The organism is Kitasatospora sp. NPDC059160 (assembly GCF_042755465.1).
Lineage (GTDB): Bacteria > Actinomycetota > Actinomycetes > Streptomycetales > Streptomycetaceae > Kitasatospora.
The window spans coordinates 1-17,029 of the sequence record NZ_JBHZCN010000153.1 but is presented as its reverse complement, the minus strand read 5'-3'; the positions used below and the strand labels follow the sequence as shown (position 1 = coordinate 17,029).

Sequence of the window (17,029 nt, the reverse complement as noted above, 5' to 3'; positions counted from 1 at the left end):
GGTCCGACTGGGCCTGGCTCAACACCACCGCCGGCCCCGCCGTGGGCTGACACCCCCGGCAGTCCCCGGCGGCGCGGATCGGCAGGCACGGCCTGCCGGTCCGCGCCGTCACGTGGCCTGCACCACCATTCTGTTTATTGTCATGCTCAAGGAGGTAACGTTCCGTCCGTCAGGGCAACGGTCGGGGTGCGGCACAGGACAGCAGTGCGCGGGACGGGGGAACGGTGAGCGGGATTCTCGTCCACCTGCCGGAGGGGAACGGCGACGAAGCGGTGACGCTGCGGCTCGGGCCCGGGGAGCGGGCGCGCTTCGGGCGGGGCTCGGCCGGTACGCCGGTGGAGCTCCGGCTCGGCGACGAGTCGGTGTCCCGGCTGGCCGGGGAGATCCACGCGACGGACGACCACTGGCAGTTGAGCAACCTCAGCAACACCCACGCCTACCTGGTGGAGAACCCGGAGGGCGCCGGCGAGTACCTCCGGGTGCCGCCGCGCCGGATCGGCGCGCCGATCCCCTTCGAGTTCGCCCGGGTGGTGCTGCCCTCGCGGCGCGAAACCCCGCTGTCCTTCCAGGTGTTCGCGCCCGACCACGTCTACCTCGACCCGCACGCCCGCGGCGGCTCCTGGGAGAGCCGCACCATGACGGCGTACTCGCTGGACGAGACGGCCACCTACTTCCTGGTGCTGGTCGCGCTCTGCGAGCCGTGGCTGCGCGACCTCTCCCCCGCCGCCGTGCCCACCACCCCCCAGGTGGTCGCGCGGCTGCGCAGCCACCCCGCCTGCGCCCGGCTGACCGCGCGTGCGGTCAGCTCCCACCTCGACTACCTCGCCGACGAGAAGCTCCGCGTCGAGCTGCCCGACGGCGCGGGGCGCCCGGACCGCCGCAGCGGCAAGCGCGAGGCCGTCGTCGGGCTGGCGTTGAAGTTCGGCATCGTCCGCGAGGAGCACCTCGCGCTGCTGCCGCGCCCCGAGACGCCGGGCCCGGACGGTAGGGCTAGGGAACGGTAGGGAGGGCAGCGAGCATGCACGATCCGGCCTTCTACGGGGACGGCGAGGACCTGCTGCCACCCGGCCACCGGGTCGGCGAGTGGACCGTGACGGGGCTCATCGGCGAGGGCGGCTGGGCGACCGTCTACGCCGCGCGCCGGAGCGGGACGGGCGGCACCGAGGGAGGGGACGGAGGGGACGCGGACGGCACGGTCGCACTCAAGGTGCTGCCGACCGCCGGGCTCGCCCCCCGCCAGGCCCGCAGCGTCGCCGAAGCCGCCCGCCGCGAGGTCGAGTTGGCCCGGACGGCGCCGCACCCCCGGCTGGTCCCGCTGCTCGACACCCTCACCCTGGCCGCCCCCGACCACCCCGCGCTGGACGGCGCGATCGTCCTGGTCATGGAGCGCGCCCGCTGCACCCTGCGCGAACTGCTCGCCACCGGCGTCGACGAGGACCGGGGCGGCCGGATCGTGGCCGGCATCTGCGAGGGCCTGGCCCACCTGCACCGCTCCGGCTGGGTGCACACCGACCTCAAGCCCGAGAACGTCCTGATCGGCCGGGACGGCGAGGTCCGCCTCTCCGACTTCGGCCTCGCCATCGAACTCACCGGCACCCACGGCCACTGCGCCCCGATGGGCACCCCCGACTACCTCCCGCCGGAGCGGTGGAAGGAGCCGCTCGGCGAGCAGGGCGTCAAGATCCGGACCACCGCCGACATCTGGGCGCTGGGCATCGTGATCCACGAGGTGTTCGCCGCGGGCGTCCCGCCCTTCCCCGGCGCCACCCCGACCGCGCGCAGCGCCGCCGCCCAGCAGTACGCCGAGGGCCGCGCCGCGCTGCGCCTGGCCTCCGACGTCCCGCCGTTCTGGCGCGAGCTGGCCGCCGACTGCCTCGCCCCGAGCCACGCCGCCCGCGCCCCGCACACCGCGGAGAGCCTGCTGGCCCGGATCCGTGACCACCGGTCCGGACGGCGGCCGCGCCGCCGCAGCCGCCCGCGGCTGCGCCTGGCCCTGCTCGCGCTGGTCGCCGCCGCGACGGCCGCCGGTTCCGCCGCGGCGCTCTGGCCGCGCGCCGAGTCGCCCGGGCACCCCGGCCGGATCCGGGTCTTCAACGCCGAGCGCAGCTGCCAGGACCGCGCCGACCGCGACCCCGCGTGCAGCCTGGGCCTGGCCGTCGACCCGCACCGCCCGTACACGGCCGACAACGTGGTGCCCACCCGGGTCTGGCACGGCGACACCCTCGACGCCGACTGCCGGCTCACCACCGGCCTGCCGATCGTGGACGAGGAGGACCGCACCTCCACCCTCTGGTACCGGGTCCACCTCCCCGACACCGCCGCCGCCTGGCTCCCGGCCGTCCGCACCAAGGACCGCCCGGCCCTCGTCGACTGCCCCTGAGCGCCGCGGCGCACCGGGGGGCGTCCCGCGTGCCACTCCGGATCGTTCCGGATTCCGGGCCCGGCGGGGCCGCCACTACCTTGTCGACGGCGCCGGCCGGACCGGGCGGCGCGGAGTGCAGGGAGCAGCGATGTCGACGACCGCCATCACCACCCGGCCGAGCAGCGCCGAACTCGGGGACCAGGAGCGCGCGGTGCTCCGGGCGGTCGGCTGCGGTCTGAGAGACGACGAGATCGCGGCCGCCCTCGCCCTCACCGAGGAGGCGGTGGCCGGAGCCCTGGCGCGGGTCCTCGGGAAGCTCGGGCTGCGCGACCGGGCCGCCGCCATCGTGCACGCCTTCGACTGCGGACTGGTGGCGCCCGGCCGCGGCCCCCGTACGCCGGGGTCGGCTTCGGCTTCGGCTTCGGCACCCGGGTCGGCGTCGGTGCCCAACGGCGCCACGGTCCGGACGGCCGCCGCGAAGGTGCGGATCTCGGTGCTCGGCCCGCTCCGGGCGCAGCACGGCGGGAGGGACCTGGACCTGGGGCACCTGCGTCAGCAGGCCGTGCTGGCGGCGCTGGCGCTGCACCGGGGACGGACCGTCAGCCAGCAGGAGCTGCTGGACGGCGTGTGGGGGTCGGAGCCGCCGGTCACCAATGTGGTGCCGGTCCATGTGTACCGGCTGCGCAAGGCCCTGCGCCTCGGGGACTGTCCGGGCTCGGTGATCGAGCACGACCGGTACGGCTACCGCCTGGTCGCCGGGGCGACCGAGGTGGACCTGGCCCGGATGGAGGAGCTGGTCACCGCCGCCGGGGCGGCCCACCGGGCGGGCGACCTGTCGGAGGCGGTCCGGCTCTGTTCCCGGGCGCTGGACCTGTTCCGCGGGGAGCCGCTGGCCGGGCTGCCGGGCCCGCTCGCCGAACTGGAGCGGCTGCGGCTGACCGAGCGTCGGATCACCGTCGCCCAGCGGCGTTCGGAGTGGCGGCTCCGGCTGGGGCAGTACGCCGGGGCGATCGCGGAGCTGATGGCGCTGTCCGGGGAGCACCCGCTGAACGAGCCGGTGGCGGCGATGCTGATGGGTGCGCTGTTCCGCGGCGGGCGCCAGGCGGACGCGCTGGCCGTGTTCGACCGCACCCGCCGCAGGCTCGCCGACGAGCTGGGGGTCCCGCCGAGCCCCGTGCTGCGGCGGACGCAGCGGCTGATCCTGCGCGGGGCCTGAGCCCGCCCGGCGAACGGTACGGCGAGGGCCCCCACCGGGGAGGTTCCCGGTGGGGGCCCGTCACCGCACCACCCGGCACGGCCGGCACGGTCAGGAAGGCTCAGGAAGGCTCAGGAGGCGAAGGCCCGCTCCAGCCGGGGGATCAGGTCCCGGAGGTCCTGTTCCCAGCAGTAGGCGTTGTGGCCGCCGTTGCACTGGCTCCCCCAGGCGGAGCCGTCGCCGTAGTCGACGTAGTAGTAGGGCATGCCCAGGGCGTCCATGTGCTCCTTGACGTGCTTGGACGCGCCTTCGAGCCAGAACTCCAGGTCGGTGGGCGAGCCGTGTCCGTTGCCGACGTAGATGGAGACCCCGACGCCGGCGAGCCGGTCCATGTGCTGGGAGGGGTCGGCCGCGTTCCACCGCCAGTCCGCGTTGAACACCGGGTAGGGGGTGCCGAACAGGGCGTCGCTGTCCACGCCCGGCTTGTAGGGGTCGTTGTTCGGGTCACCGCAGGACCCGGTGGCCGAGCCGCAGAGCGCGCCCTGGGCGTCGATGAGGGAGGCGACGACGGCCAGTCGCAGGTCCATGGAGTCGGCCGACAGGTCGATGTCCCCGGACAGGGACGCGGTCTGGCTGAACAGGTCGGGGCGGTCCTGGGCGTAGTGGAGGGCGCCGAACCCGCCCATGGAGACCCCGGCGACGGCGCGGCCCTTCTTGGTGGCGACGGTGCGCAGGTTGGCGTCGATGAACGGGATCACCTGGTTGAGGTGGAAGTTCTCCCAGTTCTGGGCGCCGAGCTGGGTGTTCTGGTTGAGCCAGTTCGCGTACCAGCCGCGGGCGCCGCCGTCCGGGATGACGGTGATCATCGCGTTGGACGTGGTCAGGGCCGGGTAGTTCTGCTGGATCGGGTCGTCGGGCGAACCGTGCAGGAAGTACAGCACCGGGTAGCGCCGGGTCGGGTCGTCGCCGTAGCCGCTCGGCAGGATGATCTTGATGTGGTGCTTGCCGGTGACCTCGGGGGTGGTGACGGTGAGGTAGAAGTTGGTGGGGCCGCCCACACTCGTGTCGACCTGGGTCAGGCCGTACCCGTCCGTCATCCGCGGCGGTAGCCCGGTGCCGACGGCGGCGGTGGCCCGGGCCGGAGCGGTGGCCTGGGCAGGAGCGGCCGGGGCGGCCGTGGTGGCCGTCCCGAGGATGCCGGCGACGGCGGCCAGCAGGGCCACCAGCCTTCGCCGGCGGTGCGGTGTCCTCGTCATGGTGGTCCCCCTCGTGGGTGTGGTCGGGTGCGGCGCGGTCTCGGCCGGGGGCTCAGTCAAGGACCTTGACCTCCAGGGCCGGTGAGGCCGCGATCTGCTCCTCGGTGTAGCGCTCGGGCGCCCACTGGCCGGTCGAGAACAGCTTGGTCTGGTCGGCGTAGTGCGGCGAGTTCGGGTTGGCGGACTGGGAGTAGGCCAGCACCGAGGAGGCCTGCGGCGGCCCGTCGGCGGTGAACCGGGTCTCCTGGATGAAGCTGGAACCGAAGGTGATGTCGAACTTGCCGTCGACCGTGCCGGGCGTGACCACGTTCAGCACGCCCGTTTCGTGGATCGCGCCGGGGACCGGGATCTGCTCGCCGTTGCGGGTGACCTTCTGGACGTCCGACAGCCGCGCGTCCAGCGCGATGCCGGCGTTGCGCAGGGAGAGCACGGCCCGGGCGACCGAGTTGCGGACGACGTCGTTGCCGGCGTCCAGCGAATTGGGCGTGTGCACCGGGTCCTTGGGGTCGAAGGGCACCCGCCAGGGCAGCTTCTCGATCGCCTGCCCGCCGCCCAGGAGGAACCAGACGTTCTCGAACAGCCAGGAACCCCGGCTGTCCGGCGTGAAGTCGTGGTTCCAGGCGGCCAGGATCGGACACGCCTCGCTGATGTTGACCAGGTTGCCGTCCACCAGCACGAGCCCGAACGGCGCGCCCTGGCAGGCGCTCACGGTGGCGTTGAGGGCCAGGTCGGCCGCCCTGCTGTGGTCGGAGAACAGCAGTTGCCGCATGGTCTCCGGGGTGAAGCCCCGGCCCGGCAGGCCGTCGGTGCCGTTGATCCGGTTCTGGGCGGTGAGGATCAGTTGCTGGGTGCGCAGCGTCCGGGGTGCCGCGCTGTCGCCCATCACCCGGGGGAAGGACAGCGGCTGCTCGGGGTTGGCCAGCCAGGCGCTGTCGTTGGCGTTGCCCACGAAGTCGGAGCGGATCAGCCGCGGTTGCCGGTGCGGGTCCATCAGCCCCGGCGCGACGGCGTTCGGGTCGTTCGGCCAGTCGCACTCGCTGCGTTTGCCGTCGAAGATCGACACCGGTGGCACGTTGGGCTGCCGCAGCGACTGGTTGAACAGGATCTGGCCGGTCAGGGTGAGGCAGGACTGCGCGTGGGCGTCGGTGATGTTCGGGGTGGCCTGGATGTCCGCGTAGAGCGCGTTGCCCTTGCGGTCCGAGGCGACGGTGTTGAAGAAGGGGACGCCCTCGGTGGTCTCCAGGACGTTCACCACCTCGTTGACGTCCTTGGCCTGGTCGAGGTGGAACCAGGTGTTCAGCGCCCGCAGGTTGTCCATGTTGGCGTCCCGCACCGCGTGCGCGCTCACGACCCAGGGCAGCGGGATGCCCTGGACCGAGGTGGTGATCGGGCCGTAGCGGGTGGCCCAGAGGGTCCTGGTGACCCGGCCCACCGAGCCGTCCGGGTTCAGCACGTCGACCCCGACCTGCTGCGAGGTCATCGGCGTCCAGACGCCGTCCACCAGGTAGTTGGTGGGGTGCAGCGGGTCCACCTGGACGTCGAACAGGCCGAACGGGGCCACCGTGGCGACGGTGTGGCTCCAGGCGACGTCGTCGTTGTGCCCGATGTTCACGGCGGGCAGGCCGAGCAGGCTGGCCCCGGAGACGTTGAAGCGGCCCGGGATGGTCAGTTGGGCCTGCCACATCCGGTTCTTGCCCTGCCAGGGGAAGTGCGGGTTGGCCAGCAGCATGCTGGTGCCCCCGGACACCCCCTGGGCGCCCACCGCCAGGGCGTTGCTGCCCATGCTGCCCTGCTGCCGGGCGGCGGCCATCGCCTCGCGGATCCGGTTGCCGGTCTCCTCCGGCGAGAGCTGCGGCGCGGCTGCGGCCGGCTGGGCGGCGACCGAGGCGCCCGGGGGTGCGGCGTTGACCTCGCCGTCCACCAGCGGGTCGGCGCTGCCCATGATGATCTCGGCGTGGGCGTGCCGGTAGACGTCCAGTTCGGTGATCGGCCGCACCCAGGCGGCGCCGCGGCAGGCCGGGTCGGTGATGTTGCCGACCCCGGTCTCGGCCAGGTACCGGTTGTAGCCCTGGACGTAGCCGCGGATGGCCTCCTTGACCTCCGGCTCCGGGCCCCTGGGCGCGGGCTGGTCGATCAGCCCCTCCACCACCCGGTTGTCGTTGATCCGCTGGAAGTAGAGGTCGCTGTTGAGGTTGGTGGTGACGTTCTGGTTCTGGCCGGGGCTGGCCTTGCCGTCCGGGCCCAGGTAGCGGGAGCGCTGGGCGTTGACCATCAGGTAGGTGTCGGCCAGGGTGCAGATGTTGTCCTTGGCGGCGGCGTACCCGTAGCCCTCCCCCAGCCCGGCCAGGTCGGCGGCGATGATGTGCGGGATGCCGTACTCGGTGTAGCGGATCGTCGGTTTGTCCGGTGCGCCGGCGGTGGCCGCCGGTCCGGCGGCCGGTGCTCCGGCGGCCACCGTCGTGCCCATCAGTGCCACCGCGGCCAAGACCGCCACCGGCAGCCTCGCTGTGAGTCCCCTCCGCGCCATCGGGCCGTCCCTTCCCTGTCATCCGAGGGTTTTGTCCGTACGCGGCCACGCTAGGGAGGGGCGATGACAGACCGATGACGCAGGCCCCCGCCACCGCCCCCCGCAGACGACTCACCACCTGCCGGCGGCCGGGCGGCGCCCGGGCACTGACAGGTGGTGAGGGGGCCGGTTGCGGGCCCGGCGGCTACGGGTGACTACGGGCGGCTACCAGCTCGCCGGGTACCAGGCGCCGTTGTACCACTGCTCGTTGGCGCCGTCGTTGTGGTGGTCCATGTTGAAGTCTTCGGGGTAGTTCTTGACGTGGTTGTTCGGGTAGGTCCAGATGCCGGCGGACTCGTCGCAGACGTAGTCCCAGTGGCAGATCGTCTTGACCGGCACGTTGCCGAAGAACCGGTCGGCCCCCGCCAGCGGGGCGCCGATGATGCCGCCGAACGGCACGGCCCCGCCGTTGGCCCCGGGCGGGCCCTGGCGCTTGGGGTCGGCGACCAGGATGGCGTTGACGTTGCCGAAGGTCTGCCAGTTCTCGGTCACCCACACGTGCACCACGCCGGCGCCCAGCGAGTACCCGGCCATCTTGACGTGCTGGTCGGGACAGGCCGCGCGCTGGTCGCGGACCAGCCGGTTCAGCTCGTTGACGCCCGCCCGGGTGCTCGCCCCGTTGGGGATCTGGGTCGGGTAGCCGACGTGCTGCTGGATGTTGCCGTAGAAGCCGTCGTTGTTCCAGGAGCTGCCGGTGCCCCCGACGACGATCGTGTAGGTGCCCTCGCACGGGGCGGCCACGCGCGTGGTCGCCGCCTGTGCCGTGGCGCCTTGGGCCGCCGTCAGCCCCACCGTCAGCAGGAGCCCGGCGGACGCGGCGGCGATCTTTCGTGCTTGCATGGCGTTTCCTCCCCACGAGGTCGGCCCGCCCGCCCGCTCCGTTGCGGTGCGTGGTGGGCCCAGGTCACCGGAGGACCATCGCAGCGGACGATGACAGAGCGATGAAGCCGATCGTCCGGGGGGCGCCGCCGCCGGTCAGGAGCGGCGGGCCGGACGGCGGCGCGGGGTGCCGAAGGCGCGCAGGAAGGTGTCGACGCCGGTGCGGACGGCGGTGGCGAGGTCGGCGGGGGCGACGGGCCGGGTGCCGAGGGCGGAGAGGCCGGGGAGGTTGCCGGAGACCAGGGCGATGAACTGGGCCGCCGCCACGGCCGGGTCGTCGAGGTCCAGGTGGCCGCGGTTGGCCAGGCTGGAGAGGCGGCCGGCCAGGACGTCCTGGACGGGCTGGGAGCCGCGGGCCACGACCTGGTCGTAGAGGTCGGGCAGTCGGGAGGCCTCGGCGTAGAGCAGCCGTTGCAGGGCCCAGCCCTCGTCGCTGAGCTGGCACTCGACCACGCGGTGGGCCACCCGTTCCAGTTCGGCCGCGAGGTCCTGTCCGTCGTCGGGGAGGCTGGCGAGGGCGGCGACGATGCGGTTGGCGGTGCGTTCGGCGCCGTCCCGCATCACCACCCGGAAGAGGTTCTCCTTGTCCCCGAAGTGGTTGTAGAGCGTCGGCTTGGCCACTCCGGCCGCCGCGGCGATGGCGTCGATGCCCGCCTGGGCGTAGCCCTCGCGCGTGAACACCTTGACCGCGGCGTCCAGGATGGCGCTGCGCTTGTCGATCCGGCCACGGCCCGTACCCGGGAGTTCACGTTCGTTCACGTTCCTCACAGTAGCGCACAGGTGCTCGCTAAATCGGATCTGAACTCATGAGTTCAGTTTCAGGGGAGGCTGCGCACCAGGGGCCTTGCTGGGGCGGGTGCCGCCTCGGGTGCCGCCGACCATGGAGCGGACGGCAATTGAACAACCCAGTTCAGTCTGATTAACTACCCGGGTCAGTGGGAATCGTTTCGCGCCAGTCCCTGGGCGAGAACTGACCATTCATCGGCGCTCCGGTTCCGGAGCCGGTCTCCTAGGAGTACGGGGTGTCCGCCACGCGTGGCCTGCCGGGCATGCGCCCGCTGCTCGCCGCCACCCGCCGGGCGATCGACCTCTCCCGTACCGACAGCGCGCTCTGTACCCGGCCGCGTTGTGCCCCCGCGCGGCCCGGCAGCCACTGACCGGCCGGCGCGACGGCCCTCGCGGCGACCCCGACCCGTCCCCGGCGGCCCCGCCGCCGTCCGCGCCTCGGAGAGAAGCCCCGCCATGCGACCGCACCCCGACACCCTCGCCCCCGCCGCCGCCCCCGCCGCCGCCGCCAGGACCGCGACCCGGCACCGAACCGCCGTGCACAGCAGGGGGTTCCGCTCCAGACTCGGCCTCGTCGCCGCCCTCACCGTGCTCCCGCTGACCGCCGCCTGCGCCGGCTCCGCGACCACACCGGGCGGCGCCGACGCCGCCGGCGGCGACCGGCCGGTGGCCGGCGGCACCCTCACCCTCGCCGTCCCCTACGGCCCGACCTGCCTCGACCCGCACCAGGGCCAGGCCGACGCCCTGTTCTCCCGGGCCGCGCTGGACTCCCTGGTGTGGCAGGACGACAGCGGCACCGTCCAGCCCTGGCTGGCGAAGTCCTGGAAGATCTCCGAGGACCAGAAGACCTACACCTTCACCCTGCGCACCGGCGTCACCTTCAGCGACGGCACCGCCTTCGACGCCGCCGCCGTGAAGGCCAACCTGGACCACGTGGTCGCCCCCGCCACCAAGTCCGCCGGCGCCGCCCAGCTGATCGAGAACTACCGCTCGGCCAGGGTGGTCGACCCGCAGACCGTGGAGGTCACCCTCGCCGCGCCCGCCTCCTCGTTCCTCACCGGCCTGGCCTCCCCGAGCCTCGGCATCGAGTCGCCCGCCACCCTGGCCGGCGACCCCAAGGCGCTCTGCTCGAAGATCGTCGGCACCGGCCCCTTCACCAGCGCCGAGGGGTTCACCCCGCAGCAGGGCATCACCTACCAGCGCCGCGCCGACTACGCCTGGGCCCCCGAGGGCGCCGCCAACCGGGGCGCCGCCCACCTGGACCGGCTCACCGTACGGATCGTCCCCGACAGCTCCTCCCGCCAGGGCGCGCTGACCAGCGGTCAGGCCGACGCCGCCGCCGCGATCGCCCCGGTCAACGTCGCCAGGCTCAAGGCCGACCCGAAGTTCACCGTGCAGAGCGCCGTCTCCCCCGGCGTGCCGTGGAGCCTGAACCCCAACACCGAGAAGGGCCCGCTCGCCGACGTCCGGCTGCGCCGGGCGCTGCGCAACGGCATCGACTGGCACCTGATCGTCCAGAAGCTCTACTTCGGCGTCTTCCCGGCCGCCACCGGACCGCTCTCCCCGTCCACCCCCCAGTACGCGGCGGGCGTCGCCGACCAGTACCGGTACGACGCGGCGGCCGCCGGGAAGCTGCTGGACGAGGCCGGCTGGACGGCGCGCGACGGCGAGGGCTACCGCACCAGGGACGGGAAGCGGCTGAGCCTGGACTTCCTGTACATCGGCGAGTACTTCGGCCAGTACACCGCCCTGGCCACCCAGATCCAGGCCGCCGCGAAGGACCTCGGGATCGAGATCCGCAACCAGAACCTGGACACCGGCACCTACGTCAAGCGCGTCCTGGCCGGGGACTACGACCTGCTCAACAGCAGCGCCAACAACTCCTCCCCGGACGCGCTGCGGCTGGTCTTCGGCAGCGCCCACATCCCCACCGCCAAGATCGACAACAACGCCGCCCGCTACCACGACGACCAGGTCGACGCCCAGCTCGCCGACGCGCTCGCGACCACCGACGTGCAGCGGCAGAAGACGCTCTACGCCGCCGTCCAGCAGAAGGTGAGCCAGGACGCGGCGATCCTGCCGGTGTTCAGCAACGCCTACGTGCTGGGCACCTCCGCCCGGGTGCGGGGCGTCGTCTTCGAGCAGCAGAGCTTCCCGAACTTCGCCGACGCCTGGCTCGCCCGGTGACCGGCGCCGTGGCGGACCGCCGCCCCGGCGGCGCCGCGCTGAACCGCCTCGGCGGCGCCGCCCTGCGCCGGCTCGGCAGCGCCGTCCTGGTGCTCTGGGGCGCGGTGACGCTCGCCTTCCTCGCCCTGCACCTCACCTCCGGCGACCCGGTCGACCTGCTCACCGGCCTGCGCGGCACCGGCGACGGGCTGCGCGAGGAGATCACCCGGGAGTACGGGCTCGACCGGCCGCTGCCGGTGCAGTACCTGACCTTCCTCGGCCATGTGCTGCGCGGCGACCTCGGCGACTCCTACGTACTCCACCTGCCGGTGCGCACCGCGATCGGCCAGCAACTCGGCCCGACCCTCCAACTGCTGGGCGCCACCGTGCTGGTGACCGTCGCGCTGGCCGTCCCGGCGGCCCTGCTGACGGCCGGCCGGCCGCGCTGGGTGCGCACCCCCGTCGCCCTGCTGGAGGGCCTGGGCGTGGCCGTGCCCGCGTTCTGGCTCGGCACCCTGCTGCTCGCCCTGTTCTCCTTCCGGCTGCGCTGGTTCCCCGCGCTGGGCGCGCCGGGGCTGGACGGGCTCGTGCTGCCCGCCCTGGCACTGGCCGCCGGGCCCGCCGCCGTGATCACCCGGGTGCTGCGCCGCGGCCTGGAACGGACCCTGGACGAACCCTTCGTCACCACCGCCCGGGCCCGGGGCCTCGGCGAGGCCGCCGTCCGGCTGCGGCACGCGCTGCGGCACGGCCTGCTGCCGGTCACCACCCTGGTCGGCTGGCTGACCGGCTCGCTGATCGGCGGCGCGGTGGTGGTCGAGTCGGTCTTCTCCCGGCAGGGGCTGGGCACGCTCGCCGTCACCGCCGTCCGCAACAAGGACCTGCCGCTGGTCATCGGCATCGTGCTGGTCGCGGGGCTGGTCTACACCGTCGTCAACACCGCCGTCGACCTGTCCTACCGGCTGGTCGACCCGCGGCTGCGCACCAGCGAGAGCTGAGGAGGAAACCCCGTGGTCATCCCCCGCATCCGCCCCGGCCTCGCGCTGGGGCTCGCGGTCTGCGTCCTCCTGCTGCTGGCCGCACTCGCGCCGGGCCTGTTCGGCGGCGCCGGGCCGGACGCCGCCAACCCCGCCGACACCCTGCTGCCGCCCGGGTCCGCCCACTGGATGGGCACCGACGAGAACGGACGCGACGTCTACTCCCGCGTCGTGCACGGCGCCCGGCCCTCGCTGCTGATCGGCCTGGCCGCCTCCGCCCTGGCGCTGGCGGCCGGCACCCTGGTGGGCGTGCTGGCCGCCCAGGGCGGACGGACCGTCGACCGGATCGCCGGCCGGCTGCTGGACGTGCTGCTGTCCGTCCCGGGCGTGCTGCTGGTGCTGCTGGTCGTCGCGGTGCTGGGCACCGGCACCGAGAACCTGGTGGCCGGGCTCGCCCTGGTCACCCTGCCCGGGTACGCCCGGCTGGTGCGCGCCGAGGTGCTGCGGGTGCGCGGCACCGGCTACGTCGAGGCGGCCACCGTGCTCGGCTGGTCGCGGCTCCAGGTGGTCCTGCGGCACGTCGTGCCGAACGCCGTCGGGCCGCTGCTGGCGCTGGCCACCGTCGGCGTCGGCGGCATGATCGTCACCGGCTCGGCGCTCAGCTTCCTCGGGCTGGGCCCGCAGCCGCCCACCGCCGAGTGGGGCGCGATGCTCGCAGGCAGCGGCGACTACGTCCAGGTCGCCTGGTGGACGGCGGTCTTCCCCGGGGCGGCGATCACCCTCACGGTGCTGGCCGTCTCGGCCGTCGGGCAGTGGCTCCAGGACCGGGCCGAGGGGCGGGTGGCGCGATGAGCACCGAGACCCGGTCCGAGCCCGCGCACCCGCGGACCGAGCCCGCGCCGCCGGTGGTCGAGGTGCGCGGCCTCCAGGTCGCCTTCCCCGGCCGGCGCGGCCCGGTCACCGCCGTACGCGGCCTGTCGCTGACCGTCGGCGCCGGCGAGAGCGTCGCCCTGGTCGGCGAGTCCGGCTCCGGCAAGAGCGTCACCGCGCGCGCCCTGGTCGGGCTGACCGGGCCGGGGGCGCGCACCACCGCCGAGCTGTTCCGGATCGACGGGCGCGACGCGGGCGCGCTGACCGACCGGCAGTGGCGGCCGCTGCGCGGACGCCGGATCGGCTTCGTGCTCCAGGACGCGCTGGTCTCGCTCGACCCGCTGCGCCGGGTCGGCGACGAGATCGCCGAGGCGCTGCGCGCCCACCGCACCGTGCCGCGCGCCGAGGTGCCCGCGCGGGTCCTGGCCCTGCTCGCCGAGGCGGGGGTGCCCGAACCGCGGCTGCGGGCCCGGCAGTTCCCGCACCAGCTGTCCGGCGGGCTGCGCCAGCGCGCCCTGATCGCCTCCGCGCTCGCCGCCGACCCGGCGCTGCTGATCGCCGACGAGCCCACCACCGCCCTGGACGTCACCGTCCAGGCGCAGATCCTCGAACTGCTCGCCGAGCGGCGCCGGGCCGGCCGGGCGCTGCTGCTGATCAGCCACGACCTGGCGGTGGTGGCGCGGGTCGCCGACCGGGTGCTGGTGATGAAGGACGGCGAGGTGGTCGAACAGGGCCCCACCGCCGAGGTGCTGGCCGAGCCCCGGCACCCGTACACCCGGCAGCTGCTGGCGGCCGTGCCCCGGCCGGGGGCGCGCGGCACCCGGCTGTCCGGGCCGCGGGCGGGCGCCGAACTGCCCCGGCCGCGCACCGGGAAGCGGGTGGTGCTGCGCGCCGAGGGCCTCGGCAAGTCCTTCGCCGTCCCGGGGCACGCCCCGGTGGCCGCCGTCCGGGACGTCTCGCTGACCCTGCGGGAGGGCCGCACGCTCGGCATCGTCGGCGAGTCCGGCTCCGGCAAGAGCACCACCGGGCGCCTGCTGCTGGGCCTGGCCGCGCCGGACACCGGGAGCGTCGAGGTGGACGGGCAGTCCTGGCAGGGCCTGCGCGGCGCCCGGCGGCGCGCCCTGCACCGGCGGATCCAGGTCGTCCACCAGGACCCGCTCAGCAGCTTCGACCCGCGCTACCCCGTCGCCCGGATCATCGCCGAGCCGCTGGCCGCCACCGGGGTGCCCCGGCGGGCCCGGGCCGGCCGGGTCGCCGAGCTGATGGCCCAGGTCGGGCTGGGCCCGGAACTGCTGCACCGCCGTCCGCGCGAACTGTCCGGCGGACAGCGCCAACGGGTCGCGATCGCCCGGGCGCTGGCACCGCGCCCGCGGATCGTCGTGCTCGACGAGCCGGTGGCGGCGCTGGACGTCTCCGTCCAGGCCCAGGTCCTCGACCTGCTGGCCGAGCTGCGGGCCGAACTCGGCGTGGCCTACGTGTTCGTCTCGCACGACCTCGGCGTGGTGCGCCACGTCGCCGACGAGGTGCTGGTGATGAAGGACGGCGAGGTCGTCGAGTCCGGGGACGTCGCCGAGGTCCTGACCGCGCCGCGCCACCCCTACACCCGCCAACTGCTGGACGCCGTCCCCCACCTGGACGGCCCGAACCCCGGGAAGGCCCGATGAGCACCGAACGCGAGCTCCACCTCAACCTGCACATGGTCGGCGGCGCCATGGGCGTGCACCCCGCCGCCTGGCGCGAACCCGGCTCCGACCCGTACGGCTTCGCCCGGGTGGAGACCTGGGTGGACGCCGCCCGGACCGCCGAACGCGGGCTGATGGACGCGGTCTTCCTCTCCGACACCCCCGGGGTCTTCGCCGACATCCAGACCAGCCCGCACGGCGCGTACTACCACGAGCCGACGCTGATCCTCACCGCGATCGCCGCCGCCACCTCCCGGATCGGACTGATCGCCACCGCCTCCACCACCTCCAACGAGCCCTACAACATCGCCCGCCGGTTCAAGTCGCTGGACGTGCTCAGCGGCGGGCGGGCCGGCTGGAACGCCGTCACCACCTACATCCCCCAGGTGGCGGCCAACTTCGGCGGCAGCGGCCTGGCCCCGCGCACCGACCGGTACGCGCGCGCCGAGGAGTTCGTGGACATCGTCAAGGCGCTGTGGCGCAGCTGGGAGCCGGAGGCACTGGTCGCGGACGTGCGCACCGGGCGGTTCACCGACCCGGGGCGGCTGCGGCCGATCTCCCACCAGGGCGAGCACTTCAGCGTCCGCGGGCCGCTGCCGCTGCCGCCCTCCGCCCAGGGCCACCCGCTGGTGGTGCAGGCGGGCGCCTCCGAGCCGGGGCGCGAACTGGCCGGGCGGACGGCCGACGTGGTGTTCTCCGGGGCCAAGACCCCGGACGTCGCGCACGCCTACGCCGCCGACGTCCGGGCCCGGGCCGAACGGCACGGCCGCGACCCCCGGTCGGTCAAGATCCTGCCCGGGCTGATGACCACCGTCGCCGACAGCCGGCGCGAGGCGCTGGCCCGGCTGCGCCGGCTGGACGAGCTGGCCGGCCACGCCCCCTGGCGCGGGGCGCACATCGAGGCGATCGGCACGCCCGAGCAGGTCGCCGACGTCGCCGAGGAGTGGTTCGTCTCGGGCGCCGCGGACGGCTTCACCCTGATGCCGGACGTCTTCGCCGACGGACTGCCGGCCTTCGTCGACCTGGTGGTGCCGATCCTGCAGAAGCGCGGCGTCTACCGCTCGTCCTACCGGGGCAGCACGCTGCGCGAGCACTACGGACTGCCGCACCCGTACCCGACCCCCGCCCCGGCCGGCGTGTGACCACCGCCGCCCGGACCCGGTCCACCCGCCCCCGGCGCACCGGGGGCCGACTCCTGAGGAAACAGGCATGACCGCGTTCTCCGTCCTCGACCAGGGCCCCCGACGGGCCGGCACCGGCACCTCCGAGCTGCTCGACGAGGCCGTCCGACTCGCCCGGCACGTCGAGGCGTTGGGATTCAGCCGGTACTGGGTCGCCGAGCACCACGCCGAGGCGGCGGTGGGCATCTCGGCGCCCGAGATCGTCATCGCCCACCTGGCCGCCCGCACCACCCGGCTGCGGATCGGCGCCGGCGGGATGCTGCTGCCCAACCACTCGCCGCTGCACGTCGCCGAGCAGTTCCGCACCCTGGAGGCGCTGCACCCGGGCCGGATCGACCTCGGCATCGGCCGCTCCACCGGCACCGGGCACGGGCCGACCGCCGCCCTGCTGCAGCGCTCCTCGCTCGCCCCGGACGTCTTCAACGGCCAGCTGGCGCAGCTGCTGGCCTTCGGCGGGCACACCGCCCTGCCGGACGGGCACGAGCTCGCCGCCGTCCGGGCCGTGCCGACCGACGCGCCGCTGCCCGAGGTGTTCCTGCTCGGCGGCAGCCCCGCCTCGGCGGGCACCGCGGCCCGGCTGGGCCTGGGCTACGCGTACCTGGCGGCCTACCAGGACCCCGCCAACGCCTTCACGGCGCTGCGCCGCTACCGGGAGCAGTTCCGGCCGGCCCGCGAGGGCGCGCGGCCGTGGGCCGTCCTGACCCTGACCGTGGTGGTGGGCCGGGACGACCGGCACGCCGAGGAGCTGGCCACCCCGTGGCGGCTCGCGCTGGCCCAGCACGCGGTGGGCCGCTCCGCGCCGCTGCTGTCCGTCGAGGAGGCCCTGGGCCACCGGCCGTCCCCGGCCGAGCAGGCCGCGCAGCGCACCCCGCCGCTGAACGACCTGCGCTCCGAGGTGGTCGGCGGGCCGGACACGGTGGCGGCGAAGTTGAAGGCCTTCGTGGCCGAGTCGGGCGCGGACGAGGTGATGGTGGTGGCGAACACCTACGACCCGGCGGACCGCCGGGAGTCCTACACCCGGCTGGCCGAGCTCGCGGGCCTGGCCTCCTGAGCTCCTGACCGCCGGACGTGGGGCCCGGGGGGGGCAAACCCCGCGGTCAGCACCCCGCGCC

General features: G+C 74.5%; 14 protein-coding genes. 10 read left to right on the top strand and 4 right to left on the bottom strand.

Going from position 1 to position 17,029, the window contains the following annotated elements; genetic code table 11:
• The first annotated feature begins 224 nt into the window (after window positions 1-224).
• The 3 genes from ACFXOZ_RS39105 (at window position 225) to ACFXOZ_RS39095 (ending at window position 3,578) form a co-directional block, all read left to right on the top strand.
• Window positions 225-1,004, top strand: coding sequence for a serine/threonine protein kinase (locus ACFXOZ_RS39105; RefSeq protein WP_380594776.1), 780 nt, complete (start codon window positions 225-227; stop codon window positions 1,002-1,004).
• A gap of 14 nt (window positions 1,005-1,018) precedes the next feature.
• Window positions 1,019-2,380 carry a serine/threonine-protein kinase gene (locus tag ACFXOZ_RS39100; protein ID WP_380525745.1) on the top strand — a complete coding sequence of 454 codons (1,362 nt, stop codon included), beginning with the start codon at window positions 1,019-1,021 and terminating at the stop codon, window positions 2,378-2,380.
• 130 nt (window positions 2,381-2,510) lie between these two features.
• Entirely contained in the window at window positions 2,511-3,578 is a 1,068-nt protein-coding gene (locus tag ACFXOZ_RS39095; RefSeq protein ID WP_380594774.1) for a BTAD domain-containing putative transcriptional regulator, read from the top strand.
• A gap of 110 nt (window positions 3,579-3,688) precedes the next feature.
• On the opposite strand, the gene ACFXOZ_RS39090 is transcribed toward ACFXOZ_RS39095, so the two are convergent.
• The 4 genes from ACFXOZ_RS39090 to ACFXOZ_RS39075 all read right to left on the bottom strand — a co-directional run bounded on the left by ACFXOZ_RS39090 (window position 3,689) and on the right by ACFXOZ_RS39075 (window position 9,017).
• A complete protein-coding gene (locus tag ACFXOZ_RS39090; RefSeq protein WP_380525741.1) occupies window positions 3,689-4,813 on the bottom strand; it encodes an alpha/beta hydrolase in 1,125 nt (374 codons plus the stop codon).
• A gap of 52 nt (window positions 4,814-4,865) precedes the next feature.
• A complete protein-coding gene (locus ACFXOZ_RS39085) occupies window positions 4,866-7,280 on the bottom strand; it encodes a penicillin acylase family protein (RefSeq protein ID WP_380594772.1) in 2,415 nt (804 codons plus the stop codon).
• Window positions 7,281-7,544: 264 nt separating this feature from the next.
• Window positions 7,545-8,219, bottom strand: coding sequence for a cutinase family protein (locus tag ACFXOZ_RS39080; RefSeq protein ID WP_375893148.1), 675 nt, complete (start codon window positions 8,217-8,219; stop codon window positions 7,545-7,547).
• Between the two features lie 135 nt (window positions 8,220-8,354).
• The gene (locus ACFXOZ_RS39075; protein WP_375893149.1) at window positions 8,355-9,017 is read right to left on the bottom strand and encodes a TetR/AcrR family transcriptional regulator C-terminal domain-containing protein; all 663 of its coding nucleotides are present in this window, start codon (window positions 9,015-9,017) and stop codon (window positions 8,355-8,357) included.
• 263 nt (window positions 9,018-9,280) lie between these two features.
• Here ACFXOZ_RS39075 and ACFXOZ_RS39070 point away from each other — a divergent pair, with 263 nt between their 5' ends.
• The 7 genes from ACFXOZ_RS39070 (at window position 9,281) to ACFXOZ_RS39040 (ending at window position 16,968) form a co-directional block, all read left to right on the top strand.
• A complete protein-coding gene (locus ACFXOZ_RS39070) occupies window positions 9,281-9,415 on the top strand; it encodes a hypothetical protein (protein WP_375893150.1) in 135 nt (44 codons plus the stop codon).
• An 85-nt stretch (window positions 9,416-9,500) separates the two neighbouring features.
• A complete protein-coding gene (locus tag ACFXOZ_RS39065) occupies window positions 9,501-11,231 on the top strand; it encodes an ABC transporter substrate-binding protein (protein ID WP_380525734.1) in 1,731 nt (576 codons plus the stop codon).
• The gene (locus ACFXOZ_RS39060) at window positions 11,228-12,205 is read left to right on the top strand and encodes an ABC transporter permease (protein WP_380594769.1); all 978 of its coding nucleotides are present in this window, start codon (window positions 11,228-11,230) and stop codon (window positions 12,203-12,205) included. The genes ACFXOZ_RS39065 and ACFXOZ_RS39060 overlap by 4 nt, the downstream gene beginning before the upstream one ends.
• 12 nt (window positions 12,206-12,217) lie before the next feature.
• Window positions 12,218-13,036, top strand: coding sequence for an ABC transporter permease (locus ACFXOZ_RS39055; protein WP_380594767.1), 819 nt, complete (start codon window positions 12,218-12,220; stop codon window positions 13,034-13,036).
• Window positions 13,033-14,718 carry a dipeptide ABC transporter ATP-binding protein gene (locus tag ACFXOZ_RS39050; protein ID WP_380594765.1) on the top strand — a complete coding sequence of 562 codons (1,686 nt, stop codon included), beginning with the start codon at window positions 13,033-13,035 and terminating at the stop codon, window positions 14,716-14,718. Before ACFXOZ_RS39055 ends, ACFXOZ_RS39050 begins: the two co-directional genes overlap by 4 nt.
• On the top strand, window positions 14,715-15,878 hold the full coding sequence (locus ACFXOZ_RS39045; RefSeq protein ID WP_380525726.1) for an NtaA/DmoA family FMN-dependent monooxygenase: 1,164 nt from the start codon (window positions 14,715-14,717) through the stop codon (window positions 15,876-15,878). Before ACFXOZ_RS39050 ends, ACFXOZ_RS39045 begins: the two co-directional genes overlap by 4 nt.
• A gap of 67 nt (window positions 15,879-15,945) precedes the next feature.
• Window positions 15,946-16,968 (top strand): LLM class flavin-dependent oxidoreductase, encoded by a 1,023-nt coding sequence (locus ACFXOZ_RS39040; RefSeq protein ID WP_380525724.1) that lies wholly within the window; start codon window positions 15,946-15,948, stop codon window positions 16,966-16,968.
• The last annotated feature ends 61 nt before the right edge of the window (window positions 16,969-17,029 follow it).

Bases quoted from the DNA above. Each gene is read 5' to 3' on its own strand.
- ACFXOZ_RS39100 (WP_380525745.1), top strand. From the start codon at position 1,019: ATGCACGATCCGGCCTTCTACGGGGACGGCGAGGACCTGCTGCCACCC.
- ACFXOZ_RS39095 (WP_380594774.1), top strand. From the start codon at position 2,511: ATGTCGACGACCGCCATCACCACCCGGCCGAGCAGCGCCGAACTCGGG.
- ACFXOZ_RS39090 (WP_380525741.1), bottom strand. From the start codon at position 4,813: ATGACGAGGACACCGCACCGCCGGCGAAGGCTGGTGGCCCTGCTGGCC.
- ACFXOZ_RS39085 (WP_380594772.1), bottom strand. From the start codon at position 7,280: ATGGGCACGACGGTGGCCGCCGGAGCACCGGCCGCCGGACCGGCGGCC.
- ACFXOZ_RS39080 (WP_375893148.1), bottom strand. From the start codon at position 8,219: ATGCAAGCACGAAAGATCGCCGCCGCGTCCGCCGGGCTCCTGCTGACG.
- ACFXOZ_RS39065 (WP_380525734.1), top strand. From the start codon at position 9,501: ATGCGACCGCACCCCGACACCCTCGCCCCCGCCGCCGCCCCCGCCGCC.
- ACFXOZ_RS39050 (WP_380594765.1), top strand. From the start codon at position 13,033: ATGAGCACCGAGACCCGGTCCGAGCCCGCGCACCCGCGGACCGAGCCC.
- ACFXOZ_RS39045 (WP_380525726.1), top strand. From the start codon at position 14,715: ATGAGCACCGAACGCGAGCTCCACCTCAACCTGCACATGGTCGGCGGC.
- ACFXOZ_RS39040 (WP_380525724.1), top strand. From the start codon at position 15,946: ATGACCGCGTTCTCCGTCCTCGACCAGGGCCCCCGACGGGCCGGCACC.